Source organism: Caballeronia novacaledonica, assembly GCF_900258035.1.
Classification (GTDB): domain Bacteria; phylum Pseudomonadota; class Gammaproteobacteria; order Burkholderiales; family Burkholderiaceae; genus Caballeronia; species Caballeronia novacaledonica.
Map to the genome: position 1 here is coordinate 308,296 of NZ_OGTP01000002.1, position 18,651 is coordinate 326,946.

Below are 18,651 nucleotides of genomic sequence, written 5' to 3' on the forward strand. Positions count from 1 at the left end.
AAAAACGCTTGTGAGTTGACCTCCAAGCAATTATTTATATCAATAAGTTTGAATCCATACGATGTCGGTGAAATTGCGGCTTGATTATTCGCGAAACCTGAATTTTCATTCGATTCGTTACCGATTCCGAGACATTCGCGCCGTCTACTGTTGAGCAGTTCGAACGCGTATTGTTTATCGGTGGCGAAACGAACATGGAGGTGAACAAAAAATGGCCATTACCTCGCGTTTGTCGAGCACCGCCGATCATCTCCGACCGCGCATTCAGGCGTTGGCTCTCGAGCAGCGCATTCTTTTCGACGGTGCCGCTGCGTCGGCAGCCGATCAGCAGCATCACGCAGACCCCGCGCATCCGGCCGCCGCCGTCGCCAGCGAACCCGCGCCCGCGCCGGATGCGCGCACGGGCACCGCCCCGCCGCCCGCCGCCCAGCCCGTCGCGCCGCGCAATCTCGTTGTCATGGACAGCCGCGTCGAGAACGACAACGAACTGCTCGCGCAGACGCCCGCCGGAACGCGCGTGCTCGTCATTCAGCCGGGGCAAAACGCCATCGACGCCATTTCGGCCGCGCTCGCGAGCATGGGCCAGGCGGAATCCGTGCAAATCTTCTCGCACGGCGCGGCCGGCCAGTTCACGCTCGGCAACCAGACCTTCACCAGCACCACGCTCTCGCAGATGGCCGATGCGCTCGGCGCATGGCGCAACCATCTGAGCCACGGCGCGGATATCGAACTCTACGGCTGCGACATCGGCGCGGGCGACGCGGGCAAGGCGCTCGTGCAGACGCTCGCGCGCACGACGGGCGCGACCGTCGGCGCATCCGACGACGCAACCGGCAGCGCCGCGCTCGGCGGCGACTGGACGCTCGAAGTCACGAGCGGCGCACTCGACAAGCCGATCGCGCTGTCCGCCTACGCGCTCGCGCACTACGACCACCTGCTCGCCGACGCGAGCCCGTCCGTGACGATTGCCACGGCCGGACAGAACGTCCTGCTCGGCAATCAGTTCACCTTCGACGTTTCGTTCGCGAACACCTCGACGCAGGTCGGCTTCGCGCCGTACGTCGATCTCCTGATGCCCGCCACGGGAAAGGACGGCAACGACGGCGTGAGCTTCGTTTCCGCGAGCTATCTCGGGCAGGCGGTCACGTCCTTCGCGATCACCTTCGATGCAAACGGCAACGCGGTGCATCCGCTCGCGAAAGATGCGAGCGGCAACGCGCTCGTGATCCACGCCTCGACCTACGGCCTGCGTCCCGGCGACGAACTCGTGGTGCTGGCACTGCCCTTCGCGAGCGTCGCGCAGGGTCAGCCCGCCATCACGGTGCAGGTCAACGCGCAACTGAGCAACCTCGCGGACACGGCGTTCTCCGATGGCAGCCCCGACCTGACGATCGGCGCGCACGGCGGATTTCAATACGGCAACGACTCGCTCGACAATCCCACCGTGGACCCGACGATCGTCGAGAGCGGGGTTCACAACTTCCTCGTGCATCCGACGGTCGTGTCGCTCACGCAGACCGTCAACACGCCCGAAGGCGAAACCGCGACCGGACCGAACTTCGTGCGCTCGGAGACCGTGACCGCGACCGCCGCGCCGGGGCAGACGATCACCGATGTCGTCATCAATCAGGACGTCCCCGCAAACGTTCAACTCACCGCGATCACGCCGGGCGCGGGCGGCACGATCACCTCGCTCACCTTGCAGGACGGCTCGGTCCTCACGAACGCCGCGCTCATCAACGCGGCGATCAGCAGCGACACGGTGTTCATCCGCTCGTATTCCGTCGAGTACGCGAGCATCACGGGATCGGTCGATACGGTCGTCAGCTTCTACGTGCCGCAAACGGACGCGACCGGCGCCAGCGTGATCAATCCGACCACCGGCGCGCCGGTCACGATCGCCTTCGGCACGGTATCGGGGAGCGGGCAATGGGTGCCGCTCGATCCGCGCGATATCACGCCGCCGAATACGAGCGTTGCGTTTTCCGGCACCGCCGACGGCACCGGCACGACCTTCGTCGCGAAGGCGGCGACGCTTGAGAAGCAGGTCACCGATCAGACCGACACCGGCACGGCGGGCGTCACGCCGGGCGACACGCTCGCCTACGCGCTCAATGTCGCCTTGTCGGATTACTTCGCGCTCGGCAAGACGCAACTCGGCGCGGGGCAGTTCGTCGTGACCGATCAACTGGGCGACGGCCAGACGCTCACCGGCACGCCCACGCTCACCTGGACGCAGGACGGCGTCGTGCATACCGTCGCGCTCGTCTCGACGCGCACCGTCAACGCGGACGGCACGACCACGCTCGCCTTCGACATCGGCGCATCGATCGCGGCGGCCGGCCCGCTGCAGCAGGGCGCGCTGGCGGGCGACATCGCTTCCGACGACATCCAGCAGGGCGCGACCGTCGCGCGCATCGACTATCTCGCGGTGGTCGGTCAGCGCTACGCGACGACCTACACGCAAAGCGACATCAACGAAGGCGATTCGTTCGGCAATCACGCGAACGTCGCGGCGACGTTGCTGCTCGACCGGCTCAACCTGACGGGCGGCTCGGTGAGCGACGATTCCTCGACCACGAGCACGGTGCCGGCGGGTCACGTGGATATCGCGCTCGTCACGGTCAACGGCGCGACGCCTCCGGCCAGCGGCGAGCTGAATCCGGGCGACATCGTCACCTTCAGCCTGAACTACGACCTCGTCACCGGCGACTACGAACGCTTCTCGATTGCGGCCTATCTGCCGCTGCCGCTTCTGAACGCCACCGGCATCACCTGGACGCAGGGCAGCGGCGTCGGCCAGTGGAGCTTCGGCGCGGCCAACACGAACGCGGGCGGCCTCGTGAGCGTGGCGGAAGGCGGCGGCAACTCGCTCGTGTTCAACTTCGGCAGCTTCGCGACGAACGCGGTCGGCGGCAGCACGATCCAGGTTCTTTTCACGATGCGCGTCGGCGATCAGCCCTACGCCGACCATCGTCCGTTCGACGTGCTCGCGCAGTCCAGCCAGGTCACGACGATCGCGCATACGCCGCTCGTCTCGTCCGATGTCGCCGTGGTCGCCTCGGTCGCCGAGCCGGTGCTCGATATCCGCCAGGGCGTGGTGTCGAGCAGCGAAGGCGCCGTGACCGGCACGACCGGCACCTGGAACGCGCCGGGCAGCGCCGGCGTGCCCTTCACGGGAACGGTGACGAGCGTCGCCGCCGTGGACGGCAACGTGAGCGGCATCGACGGCGGCGACACGGTGCGTCTCGCCACCGCGATCAAGAACACGGGCGGCGGCGGCGCGTACGACGTCGCGACCACGGTCACGCTGCCCGGCGGACTCCAGTTCGTCGGCGGCAGTCTCGCGGCGGCCGATCTCGCCATCTATCGCGGCGACGGCACGCAGCTCGTCGCCGGCGTGGACTACAGCGTGAGCGGCAACACGATCACCTTTCTCGACGCGGGCAACGCCGCGACGCTCATCGCCGGGCGCAGCGGCACCGCGGCGGATCTGGCGGGTTCGAACGTCGTCGTGATCACCTACGATGCGGCCGCGATCGGCAGCATCGCCGCAGGCAGCACCTTGCAGACGAACGCCGCGCTCACGCATTACGCGAGCGTCGAGGGCGGCACGGACTTCACGCCGACCGATCTCGTCGATACGGCCAGCGCGCAGGTCACCGCGCCGACGGTCAGCGTGCAATACGGCGGCGGCACGCTCGACGACGCCGATTCGAGCGCGAGCCACACGAGCGGCAGCGACCTCGTGATCGGCGAGAACATGACTTACGACATCGTCGTGACGCTGCCCGAAGGCACGACGCGCAACCTGCGCATCGACGACCTGATTCCCGCCGGCCTGCGTCTCGACACGAGCTTCAACGGCGGGCTCGGCTATCAGATCATCACCACCGCGGCGGGCAGCGCCGCGCTCGGCGCGAACTTCAACGGCACGGTGAGCGTGGCGAGCCTCGCGGCGCTCGCAGGCCAGCTCGGCGCGGACGGCGCGGGCGCGCGCTGGACCTTCGCGGCTTCGTCCGCCGTCGCCGACAACATCGCCGGCAACGATGCCTTCGTGATCCGCGTGCATCTCGTGGCGAGCGATACGGCCAGCAATCAGGCGGGCGTGACGCTCGCGAATCCGGGGCGGCTGGTCTACAGCGACCCGGACGGCGACACGCCCAACGGCGCGACGGCGCTGGATCGCACCGTCGCGCAGAGCGGCGCCGCGCCGACCGTCGTCATTCGCGAGCCGACGCTCCAGGTCACGCAGACGACGCCGCCGCTGCCGCGCTTCGGCGTCGACGAAGGCGATACGGTCGAGTACGACATCACCATCAGCAACGGCTCGGCGGCCAGCGATTTCAATGCCTTCGACATCGGTTTTCTCGATGCGCTGCCGGCACAGCTCGGCGGTCTGTCGATTCTCGGCGTCACGTACCAGAACGGCGCGACCAATCACGGCGGCCCGGACTTTCAGCTCGTGAACGGCCAGTTGCAGACGGCGGCGGGCGCGAACATCGACATCGCCAAAGGCGGCAGCGTCACCATCCGCGTCTCGGGCACGGTGCTCGCGTCGGCGGCGAGCGTGCCTTCGTTCGACAACACCGCGACGGTGCAATGGACGAGCCTCGACGGCACGACATCGGCCACCGCCGATCCCGCCGGCGAGCGCACCGGCGCGGACGGCCTGCTCAACAGCGGCGCGCTCAACGACTATCGCACCGCCAACACGCTGACCGTGCCGGTCGCGCAGGTCGTGACGATCTCGCGCGTGGGCGGCCTCACGGACACGCCCGCGCCCTCGCCCACCGATGCCCCGGACGAGAGCGTGACCGTCGGCGAACTGATCCGTTATCGCGTGGTATCGCTGCTCGCCGAAGGCGCGACCAACGACTACTCCGTGCAGATCACGCTGCAAAACGGCCTTCAGTTCATCAACGACGGCACGGTGCGCATCGTCTTTATCTCGACCAACGGCATCACGACGGATATCACCAATCTCGTCACGGGCGGCGCGCTCAACGAAACCGGCAACGAGACCAGCCCCGAAGCGCTGCCGATCACGCCGAACCTGTCGGGCGCCGCGCCCACGGGCGTGTTCAACCCGGCGAACATCGTCGTTTCGACCGATGCCGGCGGTAACGAGATCATCACGTTCCGTCTCGGCAATATCGTCAATCCGGACAACGACGCCGACCTCGAAGGCATCTCGCTCGAATTCAACGCGCGCGTGCTCAATCAGGCGTCCAACGCCGCGGGCGCGGTGCTCACGGCGAGCGCCATCGATCGCTCGGGCGCGAACCCGCTCACAACCGCCGATACGGTGCGCGAGGACGTCGTCGAGCCGACCTTCACGGGCCTGCAGAAGCAGGTCTTCGGCTTCGATCCGGGCACGGGCACGGCCAGCGGCACCGCCGACGTGGACGTGCGCTTCACGCAGAGCGGCACGTCGCCGGCCTACGACGTCGTGCTGACCGACAGCTTCACGGGCGCGACGGCTTATACCTTCGACCACCTCGTGCTCAACGGCACGAGCTTTACCGCCGCCCAGCTTGCCGGGATCGGCGCGACGGTGAACACGAGCAACGGCCTGCGGATCACCTTCGCCGAACTCGCCGCGAACGCCCAGGTGCAAGTGTTCTATTCCGCCGATGTGCCGAACAACGCGGCCATCGCGCCGACCAACGCGACGCTCACGTGGACCAGCCTGCCCGACAGCTTCACGACCTGGGGCGGCTCGGCGGTCGGCGCGACGGGGAGCGCGGCCGGCGAGCGCACCGGCGCGGGCACGAGTCCCAACACTTACATCCGCACGAGCGCGGCGGGACTCGGCGTGATCGGCGGCACGCTGTGGGACGACACGGCATCCGCGACTTCATCGGCCACGCCGGACGGCCCCGGCCTCGCCGGACAGACCGTCACGCTGACGTGGGCGGGCATCGACGGCAATTTCGCGACCACTGCCGACAACCTCGCCTTCACCGCCACCACCGACGCGAGCGGACACTACGCGTTCGGCGTGCTGCCGCTCGGCGTCTACCAGATCCAGTCGCCCACGGGCACGATCACGTATCCGCAGCCGGTCGGCGCGCTGGCCGTGCGCATCGACAGCGACGCGGCCACGCCGCTCGGCACCATCGGCATCACGCTCGCGGATGGCGGCACGGCGAGCGCGAACGCGGGCTATGTCGAACAGAACGATGCGCCCGTGAACACCTTGCCGGGCGCGGCGCCGACCGGCCTCGAAGACACCACGTTCAGCCTCGCGGGCATCAGCGTAAGCGACGTGGACGCGGGCAGCGGCGCGCTTCAGGTCACGCTGAACGTGCTGCACGGCACGCTCTCGCTCGCCGCGCTGCCCGCGGGCGTCACCGAAACGGGCGAGCGCACCGCGACGCTCACGCTGACGGGCACGCTCGCCTCGCTCAACAGCGCACTGGCGAACCTGCAATACCTCGGCAATGCGAACTTCAACGGCCCGGACACGCTGACCGTCACCACCAACGATCGCGGCAATTTCGGCGACTTCAACGGCAACGGCATTCCCGGCGAAGCGGCCGATGCGCGCGTCGTGGTCAGCACGCTGCCGATCACGGTGATCGCCGTGAACGATCCGCCCGTCGCCAATGCGGATACGACGAGCGCGACCGAAGCCGGCGGCAACGCCAACGACACGCCGGGCGTCAATCCGACAGGCAACCTGCTCACGAACGACACCGATGTCGACATCGCGACCAATGGCGACGCGCTGCATGTCGTGCAAATCAGCAATTCGAGCGGCGCGAGCGTCGCGGTGCCGGCCATCGGTCCCGTCACGCTCGCGGGCCTCTACGGCACGCTGGGCGTGGGCCCGAACGGCGGCTACCAGTATTTCGTCGACAACAACAATGCCGCGGTGCAGGCGCTGCGTCTTTCCGGCCAGACACTGACGGAACGCTTCACCTACGTCGTGAACGACAGCGCCAACGCGAGCGCCACCACGACGCTCACGGTGACGATCCACGGCGCGAACGACACGCCGATCGGCGTAGACGACAACGGCTCGGCGACGGAAGCGGGCGGCGTCGCGAACGGCACGCCCGGCAGCAACGCGACCGGCAACGTGCTGTCCAACGACACCGACGTGGACAGCACGGCGAACGGCGAAACGCATCGCGTGACGGGCATCACGCATCTGCCCGAAAGCGCCGTCAACGGCCCGCTCGCGGCGGTCGCGGCGGGCACGACGAGCGGCAACGGCACGGTCATCGCCGGCACGTACGGCACGCTGACCATCGGCGCGGACGGCTCGTATCGCTATGTCATCGACAACAACAATGCGCAGGTGCAGGCGCTCGTGCCCGCCGACGCCCCGCTCGTCGAGACCTTCACTTACGCGCTGGCGGACGCGGGCGGCCTCTCCGATCTCGCCCAGTTGACGATCCAGGTTCACGGCGCGAACGACAACCCCGTCGCCAGCAACGACGCGGGCGCGGCGACCGCCGGCTCGGTGAGCACCGGCGTCAGTCCCGTCGATGCAACCGGCAACGTCGTCACGCAGGCAAGCCGTCCCGGCCCGGCGACGCAGCCGGGCGGCAACGGCATCGACACGGACGTCGACCATACGGACAACCCGAATACCTTGCTCAATGTCAATGGCATTCGCACCGGCACCGAAGCGGCGGGCGGCAGCCTCTCGGCGGTGGCCGTGGGCACGAACGCGGCGAGCGGCACGAGCATCGCGGGCAGCTTCGGGACGCTGCGTATCGGCGCGGACGGCTCGTACGACTACGCGGTGGACAGCAACAACGCCACGGTGCGCGCGCTCGCGGCAGGCGCGACGCTCACCGAAACCTTCACGTACCGCATCGTCGATACGACCGGTCTCACGGATCAGGCGCAACTCGTCATCACCGTGACGGGCGCCAACGACGCGCCCACGCCGCAAACCGATATCGGCCGCGCGGTGGAGGCCGGCGGCGTGAACAACGCCACGCCGGGCGTCGATCCGTCGGGCAACGTGCTCACGAACGACAGCGATCCCGACCGCGACCCGCTGTCCGTGACGGCGATCCGCACGGGCGCATCGTCCGGTGCGGGCACGGCGGGCGCATTGGGCCAGCCGCTTCGCGGCGCGTTCGGCACGCTGACGCTCGGCGCGAACGGCGCGTGGCAATACGTCGTCGACAACACCAATGCGCAGGTGCAGGCACTGCGCACGGCGGCCGACACCCTCACGGAGCGCTTCACCTACACGGTGACGGATTCACACGGCGCGACGGCGCAAGCCGAGCTCGATGTCGTCATCACCGGCCAGAACGATGCGCCCGTCGCGCAAAACGATCTGGCGAGCGCGATGGAAGCAGGCGGCACGCTCAACCAGACGCCGGGCGTCGATCCGTCCGGCAACGTGCTGCTGAACGACACGGACGTCGATGCCGGCGACACCAGGACCGTCGATGGCGTGCGCACCGGTGCCGAAGCCGTGCCGGGCAACTTCACCGCCGTCGCGGGCGCGACCTCGGTTGCGGGCACCTACGGCACGTTCACGATCAATCCGGACGGCAGCTATACCTACGTCGTCGACAACAGCCTGCCCGCGGTGCAGCGCCTGATCATCGGCCAGAGCGTGGTGGAAACCTTCACCTACCACATGCACGACACCGCCGGCGCGGCGGATACGGCGCAGATCACCGTGCGGATCAGCGGCGCATTCGATGCGCCCGTCGCCCACGACGATTTCGCCATCGCCGCGGCGAACAACGGCAACGGCCGGCCGTTCGACGCGACCGGCAACGTCCTTACCAACGACTCCGACGTCGATCAGACCGACTCGCTGACCGGCGACGCGATCCGTACCGGCGCGAAAGGGCTTGGCGGACCGCTGACGGGGCTTGCGCCCGGCAGCACCAGCACTGTCGATGCAACGATTCTGCAGGGGCAGTTCGGGACGCTCGTGATCGGCGCGAACGGCTCCTATGTCTATCGCGTGGATACGACCAACCCGACGATCGTCGCGCTGGGCCCGCTGCAAACTGTCAACGACGTCTTCACGTATCAGGTGCGCGACAACAACAATCTCACCGATCTCGGACAGCTCACGATCGTCGTGCGCGGCCGCAACGATGCGCCCGTCACCCGCGACGACGCCGCGACCGCCGTCGAAGCGGGCGGCGTGAACAACGCGACGCCGGGCGTCGATCCATCGGGCAACGTGCTTACCAACGACACGGATCCCGACGGCGACGCCATCCATGTCACGGGCGTGCAAGGCAGCAGCAGCGCGGTCGGCACGCCGTTGCAGGGCGAGTACGGCACCCTGACGATGAACGCCGACGGCACCTGGCACTACACCGTCGACAATACGTCGGCCGCGGTGCAGGCGCTGCGCACGAGCGGCCAGACGCTGCAGGACGTGTTCACCTATACGAACGAGGATTTTCTCGGCGCGCAAGGCACGGCGCAGTTGCGCATCACGATCGAGGGCCGGAACGACGCGCCCGTCGCGCACGACGACGCCAGCACCGCGCTCGAAGCCGGCGGCGTGAACAACGGCACGCCGGGCCGCGATGCGACCGGCAACGTCCTCGCCAACGACACCGACGTCGACAGCGCCGCGAACGGCGAAACGAAGCAGGTCGTCGGCATCTCGAACGAAGCGGGCGCGAGCGCCATGGCGGGCGGCGTGCTGACGGGCCGCTACGGCGAACTGGTCGTGAAGGCGGACGGCAGCTATGACTATGTCGTCGACAACGCCAATGCCGCCGTGCAGGCGCTGCGCACGAACGGCGAGACGCTTGCGGAAACCTTCGTCTACCGCATGCGCGATACGGCCGGCGCGGCCTCGCAGGCGACGCTCACGGTCACGATCCACGGCGCGGACGACACACCCGTCGCGCGCGACGACAGCGGCGTCGCCAGCGATCAGACGCCCGCGCCGCAGACACGCGGCAACGTGCTCGTCAACGATGGCGATGTGGACGCCAACGATCATCTGAGCGTGACCGGCGTGCAGGCGCAGACGGGCGCCGCCGCAGCGCCGGGGCACGCGCTCGCGGGGCGCTACGGCACGTTGAACCTGAACGCGGACGGCAGCTACACCTATTCGATCGATCTCACGAATCCGCAGGTGCTGGCGGCGGCGGGCCTGGGCCAGGTGCTTCAGGACGCCTTCACCTACACGGTGGCCGACACGGCGGGCGCGACGGCGCAGGCGCAATTGCTCATCCATCTGGACATCGCCACGCCCTACATCCCGCCGACGGGCGTCGGACCGCACTGGGGCGAAGCGCTCGCGACGATCACCACGCCGCAGACCGAGCAGAACTTCGTGCCGACCGTGTTCGTGACGCCGGTGGTCGAGGCCAACGCCGTGCGCGCGACCGAACTGTCGCGCGAGGCGGACGGCAGCCAGATCGACTGGCCGCTCGATCCCGGCGTATCATTCGCGTCGCGCACGATGCCCGAGCTTCAGCCCGATCAGTTCATCGGCCGGGCGGTACGCGACAGCCAGTTGGTCAGCGCGTTCGATCACGCGTGGATCTTCGGCAGACACGGCCGTGTCAGTCTGGATGCGGACGGCCTGCTGCCCGATCCGTCGGTGTTCGCGGCGCTCGCGGGGCATCTCACGGAGGGCATGCATCCGCCGGTGGAAAGGGAGCCTGCAAAGACGGCCCAGGGCTTCGCATCGCAACTGCATGATGCCGCGCGCAAGCTGCCCGCCATGCGCGGCGGCGCGGTCAGGCGCTAGCGTTCGAACGAGGATCATAGCCATGCAAAGACATCCGTCGCCGCTGCTCGGAGCCGCGGTCGCCTGCGCGCTGTCCGTCCTCGCGGGCTGCGCCTCCCTGCAGCCGCAACCCGCGACGACCGATCAGATCCGCGACCGCGTGGTCACGGACCAGCTCGCCATGTACGACGCGCAGGAGCCCGTGAAAGGCCCCATCACCTTTTATCAGGCGGCGGCGCGGGCGCTGAAGTACAACCTCGACTACCGCCTCAAGCTGATGGAAAGCGCGCTCGCTTCGAATTTGCGCGACGTCTCGACCAATGCGCTCCTGCCGCAACTGGTGGCGTCGGCGGGTTACACGGATCGCAGCAACGACTCGGGCGGCACGTCGATCGGCATCGAGGATCGTCAGGTGAGCTTGCGTCCGTCCACTTCCGAGCAGCGCTATCACAAGCTGGCGTCGCTCGGCCTGACGTGGAATCTGATCGACTTCGGCATGGCGTACTACCGCACGCAGCAGCGCGCCGACCAGATGCTGATGGCCGAGGAACGCCGCCGCAAGGTCGCGCAGAACGTGCTTCAGGATGTGCGCAACGCCTACTGGCGCGCGCTGTCCGCGCAGCGTCTGAAGCCCGAGGTCGATCAACTGATCGCGCGCACGCAGGCCGCGCTGCGCAACGCGCACGAGGCGCAGGACAAGGGGCTGATGCCGCGTCAGGACGTGCTGGCCTATCAGCGCGCGCTGCTCGACGCCATTTCGCTCCTGACCGTGCGCCGCCAGGATCTCGAATTCGCGCAGGCCGAACTGGTCGCGCTGATGTCGCTGCCGCCCGGCACGCCGCTCGTGCTCGCCGACACGCAGGAAGGCGCGCTGCCGATGCCGCCGCTCGCCACGCCGCAGCCGACGCTCGAACTGATCGCGCTGCAGAACCGGCCCGAGATCATGGAGGAGTCGTATCGCAAGCGGGTCAACGAGAACGACATCAAGATCGCCAAGGCGCAGTTGTGGCCGAATATCGGCATCGACATGAATGTGAATTACGACTCCAACGCCTATCTCTACAACAACTACTGGGCGGCGATCGGCGTACGCGTGTCGCTGAACCTGTTCCGGCTGCTGCAACTGCCGGCGCTCAACGAGCAGGCGGTGACGCAGGAAAAGACCGACGAAACGCGGCGCCTCGCGCTCTCGATGGCGATTCTCACTCAGGTGCGAATCGGCTCGCTGCGCTATCAGCTCGCGCGTCAGGAACTCGATTTCGCCGACGACAGCCTGCGCGTCGATCACGATCTGCTCGACTATGCGAACGCGGCGCGCACGGCGTCGCTCGGTTCGGAGCTCGAAGTGATCCGCGCGGAAGGCCGCTTCCTGCTGTCGCGCTATCTGCGCGAGGCGGCGTATTCCGACTGCCAGGCCGCGTGGGGCCGTCTCTACAACTCGCTCGGCTACGACGTCATGCCCGATGCCATCGCGAAAGACGACGTCGATACGCTCGCCCAGGAGATCAAGAACACGATGACACGGCAAGAGACCTATTTGCCGCGGCTGCCCGCGCCGGATTCGGCGGCGCCGCTGCCGCCTTTCGGACAGACGCAGCCCGCGCCCATGCCGCAACCCCTTGTCGCCCACCCTGCCGGAGCGAGCGATGCGACGTCCGTGCAATGAACGCATCCGGCTCGCGGCCGCGCTGCTGCTCTTTGCCGTGCCGCTCGTCCAGGCCGCGAAACCCTCCGGCAACGCCGACAACTACGACGACCCCAACGCGATCCGCGTGCTGCTCGCGCCGAACCTCGAAACCACGCTATCGAGCGAAATGAACGGCACGGTCACCGACCTGCACGCATCGCTCGGTAAATCGATCGCGAAAAACGCCGTGATCGCGCAGATGAACTGCGCCGAAGTGCAGGCGCGCGCGAGCGTCGCGAAGGCGGAACTGAACATGGCGAACCAGAATCTGGTCGCCAAACGCAGCCTGCGCGAACTGAAGGCCGCAGGCGACATCGAGGTGGCGATGGCGTCCACCGATGTCGAAAAGGCCAAGGGCGCGCTCTCGCTCGCGAAGGCGCAACTCGGCTACTGCCAGGTGATCGCGCCGTTCAGCGGACGCATCGCGAAGGTGTACGTGAAGCCGTATCAGACGGTCAGCGCGGGCACGCCGATCGTCGATCTGGTCGGCGACGGCGCGCTCAAGGTGCGGCTGAACGTGCCGTCGGCGCTGCTCGTCAGACTGCGCTCGGGCAGCCGCCTCGACGTCACCATCCACGAAACGGGCAAGACTTATCCGGCGCACGTGAGCGCCGTCAACGCGCGCGTCGATGCGGTCGCGCAGACGGTCGAACTGGAAGCGCAACTCGACGGCGCGCCGCAGGATCTCGTCGCGGGCATGAGCGGCGTCGCGCGGATTCCGGCCAGCCCATGAACGAGCCTTTTCCGCCCGCCCCGCTGCTGCTCTATCTCGACGCGCTGCGCGAGCGCGCGATGGCGGCGGAATCCATCGACGCGCTCGCGTTCACGATGGCCAACGATCTGCATGCCGTGCAGCCGTTTCGTCAGGCGCTCGTTTTCGCGGATCGCGGCAAGCGTTGCGAGCTGCTGTGCGCATCCGGTCTCGCGCTGCCGGGCGAGGATTCGCCCTATCTCGTCTGGCTCGGGCGCGCGAGCGCGTGGATCGCCGCGCAACTCGACACGGACGCGCCGCGATGGTTCGCACGCGATGCCGTCGATCCGCCGCCCGACATCGCCGATGGCTGGGCCGAATGGTGGCCGAAGGGCGTGTGGTGCGTGCCGGTGCACGCGCCGAACGGCAAGCGGCTCGCGCTGCTGCTCGTGCTGCTCGACGAGCCGCCCGGCGAAGGCTTCGCGACCGTGCTGCGCAGCGTCGTGCAGACCTGGGGCTACTGCTGGTGGGCGCTCACCCGCCGCAGCCTGCGCTTCGGCTGGCGTCCCACGCGCCGGCAGGTGCTCGCCGCGTGCGCGGCGGCCGCGCTGCTGCTGTTCGTTCCGGTGCGGCAAACCGTGCTCGCGCCTGCGGAAATCGTGTCGAGCAATGCGCGTATCGTGAGTTCGCCGATCGACGGCGTCATCGCTTCGCTCGCCGTGCGCCCCAATCAGCATGTCGAGGCAGGCGCGCTGCTCTTCTCGCTCGATGAAACGTCGCTCAAGAGCCGCGTCGAGGTGCTGCAACGTCAGGTCGCCGTCGCCGATGCGGAACTGACCGCCGCGAGCCAGCGCGCCTTCGACAACGCCCAGAGCAAGAACGAACTCACCGTGCTGAACGGCGTCGCGGAACAGCGCCGCGCGGAACTGGCCGCCGTGACCGCGCAACTGCAGCGCACGCGAGTGTTCGCGCCGGAAAGCGGCGTGGCCGTGTTCGGCGATCCGAACGACTGGATCGGCAAGCCCGTCATCACCGGCGAGCGCATTTTGCAGCTCGCCGATCCGGGCAAGCCCGCGATCCTCGTGCATCTCGCCGTCGCGGACGCAATCGCGCTCGATCCCGGCGACGAAGTCACGCTCTATCTGACGGCGTGGCCGCTCGCGCCGCTGCATGGGCGCATCGTGGAGACGAGCTACGAAGCGAAGACGACGGAGGACGATATCGTCGCGTACCGGCTGCTCGCGAGCGTCGACGATGGCGCAAGCGAGCGCGAGCACGCGCGCCTCGGCCTGCACGGCACCGCGAAGCTGTATGGCCGGCCGGTGAGCCTCGCGTATTACCTGCTGCGCCGCCCGCTCGCCGCGCTGCGCGCCTGGTCCGGACTGTGATGAACATCGATCCCGACGCGCCCTCGCCCGCGCTGCGCGAAGACCTGAAACTCTCGGAAGCGTCGCCGGGAAGGAACGGCGAGCCTGCGTGGGTGATCCAGGACATCGTCGTCAATCGCTTTTATCGGATCGGCTGGCTGGAGTTCGAATGTCTGTTGCGCTGGGACAAACCGCCCGCGCAAATCTGCAGCGAGATCGAGCGCGAAACCGCGCTGCGGCCGGTGATCGAGCAGGTGATCGCATTCCGTGCGTTTCTCGAACGTCACGGACTGCTGAAGCCGACCTCCGAAACGCTCGCCCGCCTGCGGCTTGCCCAGCGCGCGCAGTGGTTCACGTGGCGCTGGTGGCTGCATCACTATCTGTTTTTCCGCATTCCGCTCGTGCGTCCGCAGCGCTTTCTCGCGTGGATCGCGAAGCGTCTGGACTGGCTGTTCACGCCGGCCACGCCGATCCTCGTCGTGCTCGCGAGCGTCGTCGGCATCGTGCTCGTGCTTCAGCAGTGGGACGTGTTCACGAAGGCCGTGGTCGAATCGTTTTCGGTCGAGGGCATGCTGAGCTTCGCGCTGGCGCTCATCGTCGCCAAGACGCTGCACGAAATGGCGCACGCGATCGTCGCGACGCGGCTCGGGCTGAAGGTCGCGCATATGGGCATCGCGTTCGTCGTGCTCTGGCCGATGCTCTACACCGATACCGGCGAAAGCTGGAAGCTCAGGCGCGCGCGTCAGCGGCTCGCGATCGCGTCGGCGGGGATTCTCTGCGAACTTTCGCTCGCGGGACTTTCGACGCTCGGCTGGGCGCTGAGCGATCCCGGACCGCTGCGCAACGCACTGCTCTATCTCGCGACCACGAGCTGGGTGCTTTCGCTCGCGCTCAACGCAAGTCCGTTCATGCGTTTCGACGGCTACTTCATCCTGTCGGATCTGCTCGATTTTCCGAACCTGCACTTCCGCGCCTCGGCGCTCGCGCGCGTCGCGCTGAGACGCACGATCCTCGGTCTCGACGATCCGTGGCCCGAACCGTTCGGTCTCGCGCAGCGGCGCATGCTCGTCGCCTTCGAATTCGTGACGTGGCTATACCGGCTCGTGCTGTTTCTGGGTATCGCGGTCACGGTGTATCTGTTCTTTTTCAAGCTGCTCGGCATCGTGCTGTTCTGCGTCGAGGTGAGCTGGTTCGTGGTGCTTCCGGTGTGGCGCGAGCTCGGTTACTGGTGGGCGAACCGCCGTCGCGTGGCGCACGGGCGGCGGCTCGCGCTCGGCGCGATCGTCGCGGGCGCGCTGCTGCTCTTCGCGATGCCCTGGCGCACGCAGATCCACGCGGACGGCGTCGCGCGCGCGGAACGCGTGCTGCGTGTGTTCGTGCCGATTCCCGCGCGCATCCGCGCGATACGGCCCGCCGGTTCCGTGCAGACCGACGATACGCTGATGGAGATGGACGAACCCGACATCGCCGCGCAGATGCGCCGCAGCGAAGCGGGCATTCGCGGTTATGAAGCGCGCCTCGCGGGCCTGATCGCCGATACCAACGGCCTCGATCAGCAAAGCTCCGTGCGCGAGCGGCTGCGCGTCCAGTACGAGGAAGCCGCCGCCGCGCATTCGGAGATCGCCCGACTGAGTCTGCGTGCGCCGTTTGCCGGGCACTGGACGGACATCGATCCGCAATGGCGCGCCGGAGAATGGATCAACCCGAAGGTGCCGGTCGGTGTGCTGATCGACCCGCATAGCTGGCAGGTGGACGCGTTCGTCCGGCAGGACGCGGTGCAGCGGCTCGCGGTCGGCGACACGGCGCGCTTCTATCCCGTCGGACAGATTGCGCCGATCGCGGGGCGCGTGATCGCGATCGACACCACGCGCGTGCGCCAGCTCGATCACCCGATGCTCGCGTCGCGCTATAAAGGGCCGCTTGCCGTGTCGTCGGAACGGGGCGCGCTGGTGCCCAATCCGTCGCTGTTCCATGTGCTCGTCGCGCTCGATGCGCCGCCCGTCAACATGTGGGAAACGCGCGGTCAATTGCAGATCGACGGCGCGCGTCGAAGTCTGCTGATCGAAGGCGGCCGGCATGTGCTCGGGGCGCTGATTCGCGAGAGCGGGTTTTAAGGTCAGGCGGCACTACGAATCAGTAGATCCACATCTCCGTCAAGAGGTCTTGCCTTCTGCCGTCGCGCTTGACGTTGCGGTCGGCGTCCGGGATCACGAGCTGCCCGTCGCAGAGTCTGTCGCCGGTATAGAGCGGCACTTCGCGCTCGGGGCGCGAGACCGGCATGCGTCCCGCGAGGCGGATCGAATCGGTCAGTTGCGAACCCTGCACGCGCGCCACGGCGTTGCCGCCCGAGAGGCCGTAACCCGCGCCTGTCTGCGACTGGTAATAGATCCACCAGCGGTTCTCCTCGAACTTCATGAACATCACGGCACGCGGCGCGCCCGCCGTGCCGTAGAACTCGTACGTCATCGCGGCGGCCAGGCGATCGTCCGCGCTGCGCTTCGTCGCGTATTCGCTCGTGAAATACTGGCTCCCGCCCGTCACGTGATAGACGCGATAAGTCGTTGCATCGCGCTGATCGACGAGCAGCGAGCAGCCCGAAAAGTCGGGCGTGAACACGAAATTCTTCTCGCCGCCGATGATCGGAACATCGCAATATCCGCCTTGCGGCACCCAGTGCGCGCGGATCGCTTCGTCGGCTTCGATCTGATCGCGCGGCACGATGCGCACCACGCTCGGTTCGACGCCTTCCTCGCGCACGAGATCGACCTTCGAAGCGCCCTGCGGAGGACGGAAAATGCCGGCGGTCGTGAGATAGTTCGACTGAATGAACGATTTCGTGTCTTGCAGAAAATATCGGTTGATGCCGTTCGCCATGATGGTCAAGTTTTGAGTGATGGATTTCGCGAGGAGCGCCGAAGCCGCATGGGTATCGCACGACATGTCGCAGGCGCTTTTCTTCGGTGCCCGATGAATAAACTCCGTGCATTCAGAACACCGAAGCGAACTCGCTTATTCCGTCAACGACTGCTTAATCCGCATGCAAGCAATGCGGCGAGAGCTGTCCTATACTGCTGAACTTTTCAAATCGACGCTTCGTCGCTTTGGACTTCGGCGGCCTCATGTCTCCACTCCGGCACACGCAGCTCGCTCTCCGGTATGCCTGCATCGCGATGACGCTCGCGGCGCTCGTCGCGTCGTTCGCGTGGGTCGCGGGATGGATACGGCTGCCCGGCGCATCGCCCGCGCTTTCCGCCGCGCGGCTCATCGATGCGTTCGAGGGCGCGAGCGGAAGGCATCCCGGTTTTCGCCGCAATCATGCGAAGGGAATCTGCGTGAGCGGCTATTTCGACAGCAACGGCAACGGCCTCGCGCTATCGCGCGCGAGCGTGTTCGAACGCGGGCGCACGCCGGTAGTCGGGCGTTTTTCCGCACCCGGCGGCAACCCGTCGGAAGACGACGCATTCACCACCGTGCGCAGTTTCGCGCTGCGCTTCACGACGAGCGACGGCGAGCAATGGCGCACCGGCATGAACTCCGCGCCGGTGTTCGCGGTGCGCACGCCGGAAGCGGTGTATGAGCAGCAGGAAGCGATGCAACGCGACCATCGCACCGGACGCGCCGATCCCGCGAGGCTCGATGCCTTCTTCGCGCGTCATCCGGAAACCGGCGCGCTGCGCAACTGGCTAGCGAATCATCCGCCGTCGTCGGCGTTCTATGACGCGAGCTATTACAGCATTAACGCGTTCCGCTTCACGAATGCGCGCGGCGACACGCGTTTCGTGCGCTGGAGCGTCGTGCCCGAGACGCCCTATGCGCCATCGGCCGCGCGCGCGGATGTCGCACACGACCCCGATTTCCTCGCCCACGGACTGCGAACGCGGCTGCAAAAACATCCGGCGCGATGGCAGTTGATGCTGACGCCCGCCGACCCCGGCGACCCCGTCGACGACGCGACGCGCGCCTGGCCGCCCGAGCGCGAACTGCATCGCGTGGATGCGGGCACGCTGGTCATCACGCGTGCGCAAGCGCAGATCGACGGTGCGTGCCGCGATATCAACTTCGACCCCGTCGTGCTGCCCACGGGCATCTCGCCCTCCGACGACCCGCTGCTCGCGGCGCGCTCGGCGGCCTATGCGGAGTCGTTCGCGCGCCGCACCCAGGAGCAGGCGCGCGCGAACGTACGTTGAAAAAAGCGGGGCGCCGTGGAATAAAC

At 67.4% G+C, this 18,651-nt stretch carries 7 protein-coding genes; 6 read left to right on the top strand and 1 reads right to left on the bottom strand.

Translation table 11 applies throughout. From position 1 onward, the window contains the following. Nucleotides 1-211 precede the first annotated feature (211 nt). Genes NOV72_RS05255 through NOV72_RS05275 form a run of 5 tightly spaced genes read left to right on the top strand, consistent with a single transcriptional unit; the run spans nucleotide 212 to nucleotide 16,552 of the window. A complete protein-coding gene (locus NOV72_RS05255) occupies nucleotides 212-10,714 on the top strand; it encodes a VCBS domain-containing protein (protein ID WP_106853534.1) in 10,503 nt (3,500 codons plus the stop codon). Nucleotides 10,715-10,736: 22 nt separating this feature from the next. Further along, a complete protein-coding gene (locus NOV72_RS05260; RefSeq protein ID WP_245932907.1) occupies nucleotides 10,737-12,359 on the top strand; it encodes a TolC family protein in 1,623 nt (540 codons plus the stop codon). Beyond that, nucleotides 12,340-13,113 (top strand): efflux RND transporter periplasmic adaptor subunit, encoded by a 774-nt coding sequence (locus NOV72_RS05265; RefSeq protein WP_106853535.1) that lies wholly within the window; start codon nucleotides 12,340-12,342, stop codon nucleotides 13,111-13,113. The genes NOV72_RS05260 and NOV72_RS05265 overlap by 20 nt, the downstream gene beginning before the upstream one ends. Continuing rightward, entirely contained in the window at nucleotides 13,110-14,459 is a 1,350-nt protein-coding gene (locus NOV72_RS05270; protein ID WP_106853536.1) for an efflux RND transporter periplasmic adaptor subunit, read from the top strand. The genes NOV72_RS05265 and NOV72_RS05270 overlap by 4 nt, the downstream gene beginning before the upstream one ends. Then, nucleotides 14,459-16,552: a site-2 protease family protein gene (locus NOV72_RS05275; protein ID WP_106853537.1), complete on the top strand. Its 2,094-nt coding sequence runs from the start codon at nucleotides 14,459-14,461 to the stop codon at nucleotides 16,550-16,552. Before NOV72_RS05270 ends, NOV72_RS05275 begins: the two co-directional genes overlap by 1 nt. Nucleotides 16,553-16,571: 19 nt before the next feature. Here NOV72_RS05275 and NOV72_RS05280 read toward each other — a convergent pair whose 3' ends face one another. Further along, a complete protein-coding gene (locus tag NOV72_RS05280; protein ID WP_106853538.1) occupies nucleotides 16,572-17,378 on the bottom strand; it encodes a hypothetical protein in 807 nt (268 codons plus the stop codon). Between the two features lie 179 nt (nucleotides 17,379-17,557). Between NOV72_RS05280 and NOV72_RS05285 the strand changes: the two genes are divergently transcribed. Further along, on the top strand, nucleotides 17,558-18,625 hold the full coding sequence (locus NOV72_RS05285) for a catalase family peroxidase (protein ID WP_216858856.1): 1,068 nt from the start codon (nucleotides 17,558-17,560) through the stop codon (nucleotides 18,623-18,625). The last annotated feature ends 26 nt before the right edge of the window (nucleotides 18,626-18,651 follow it).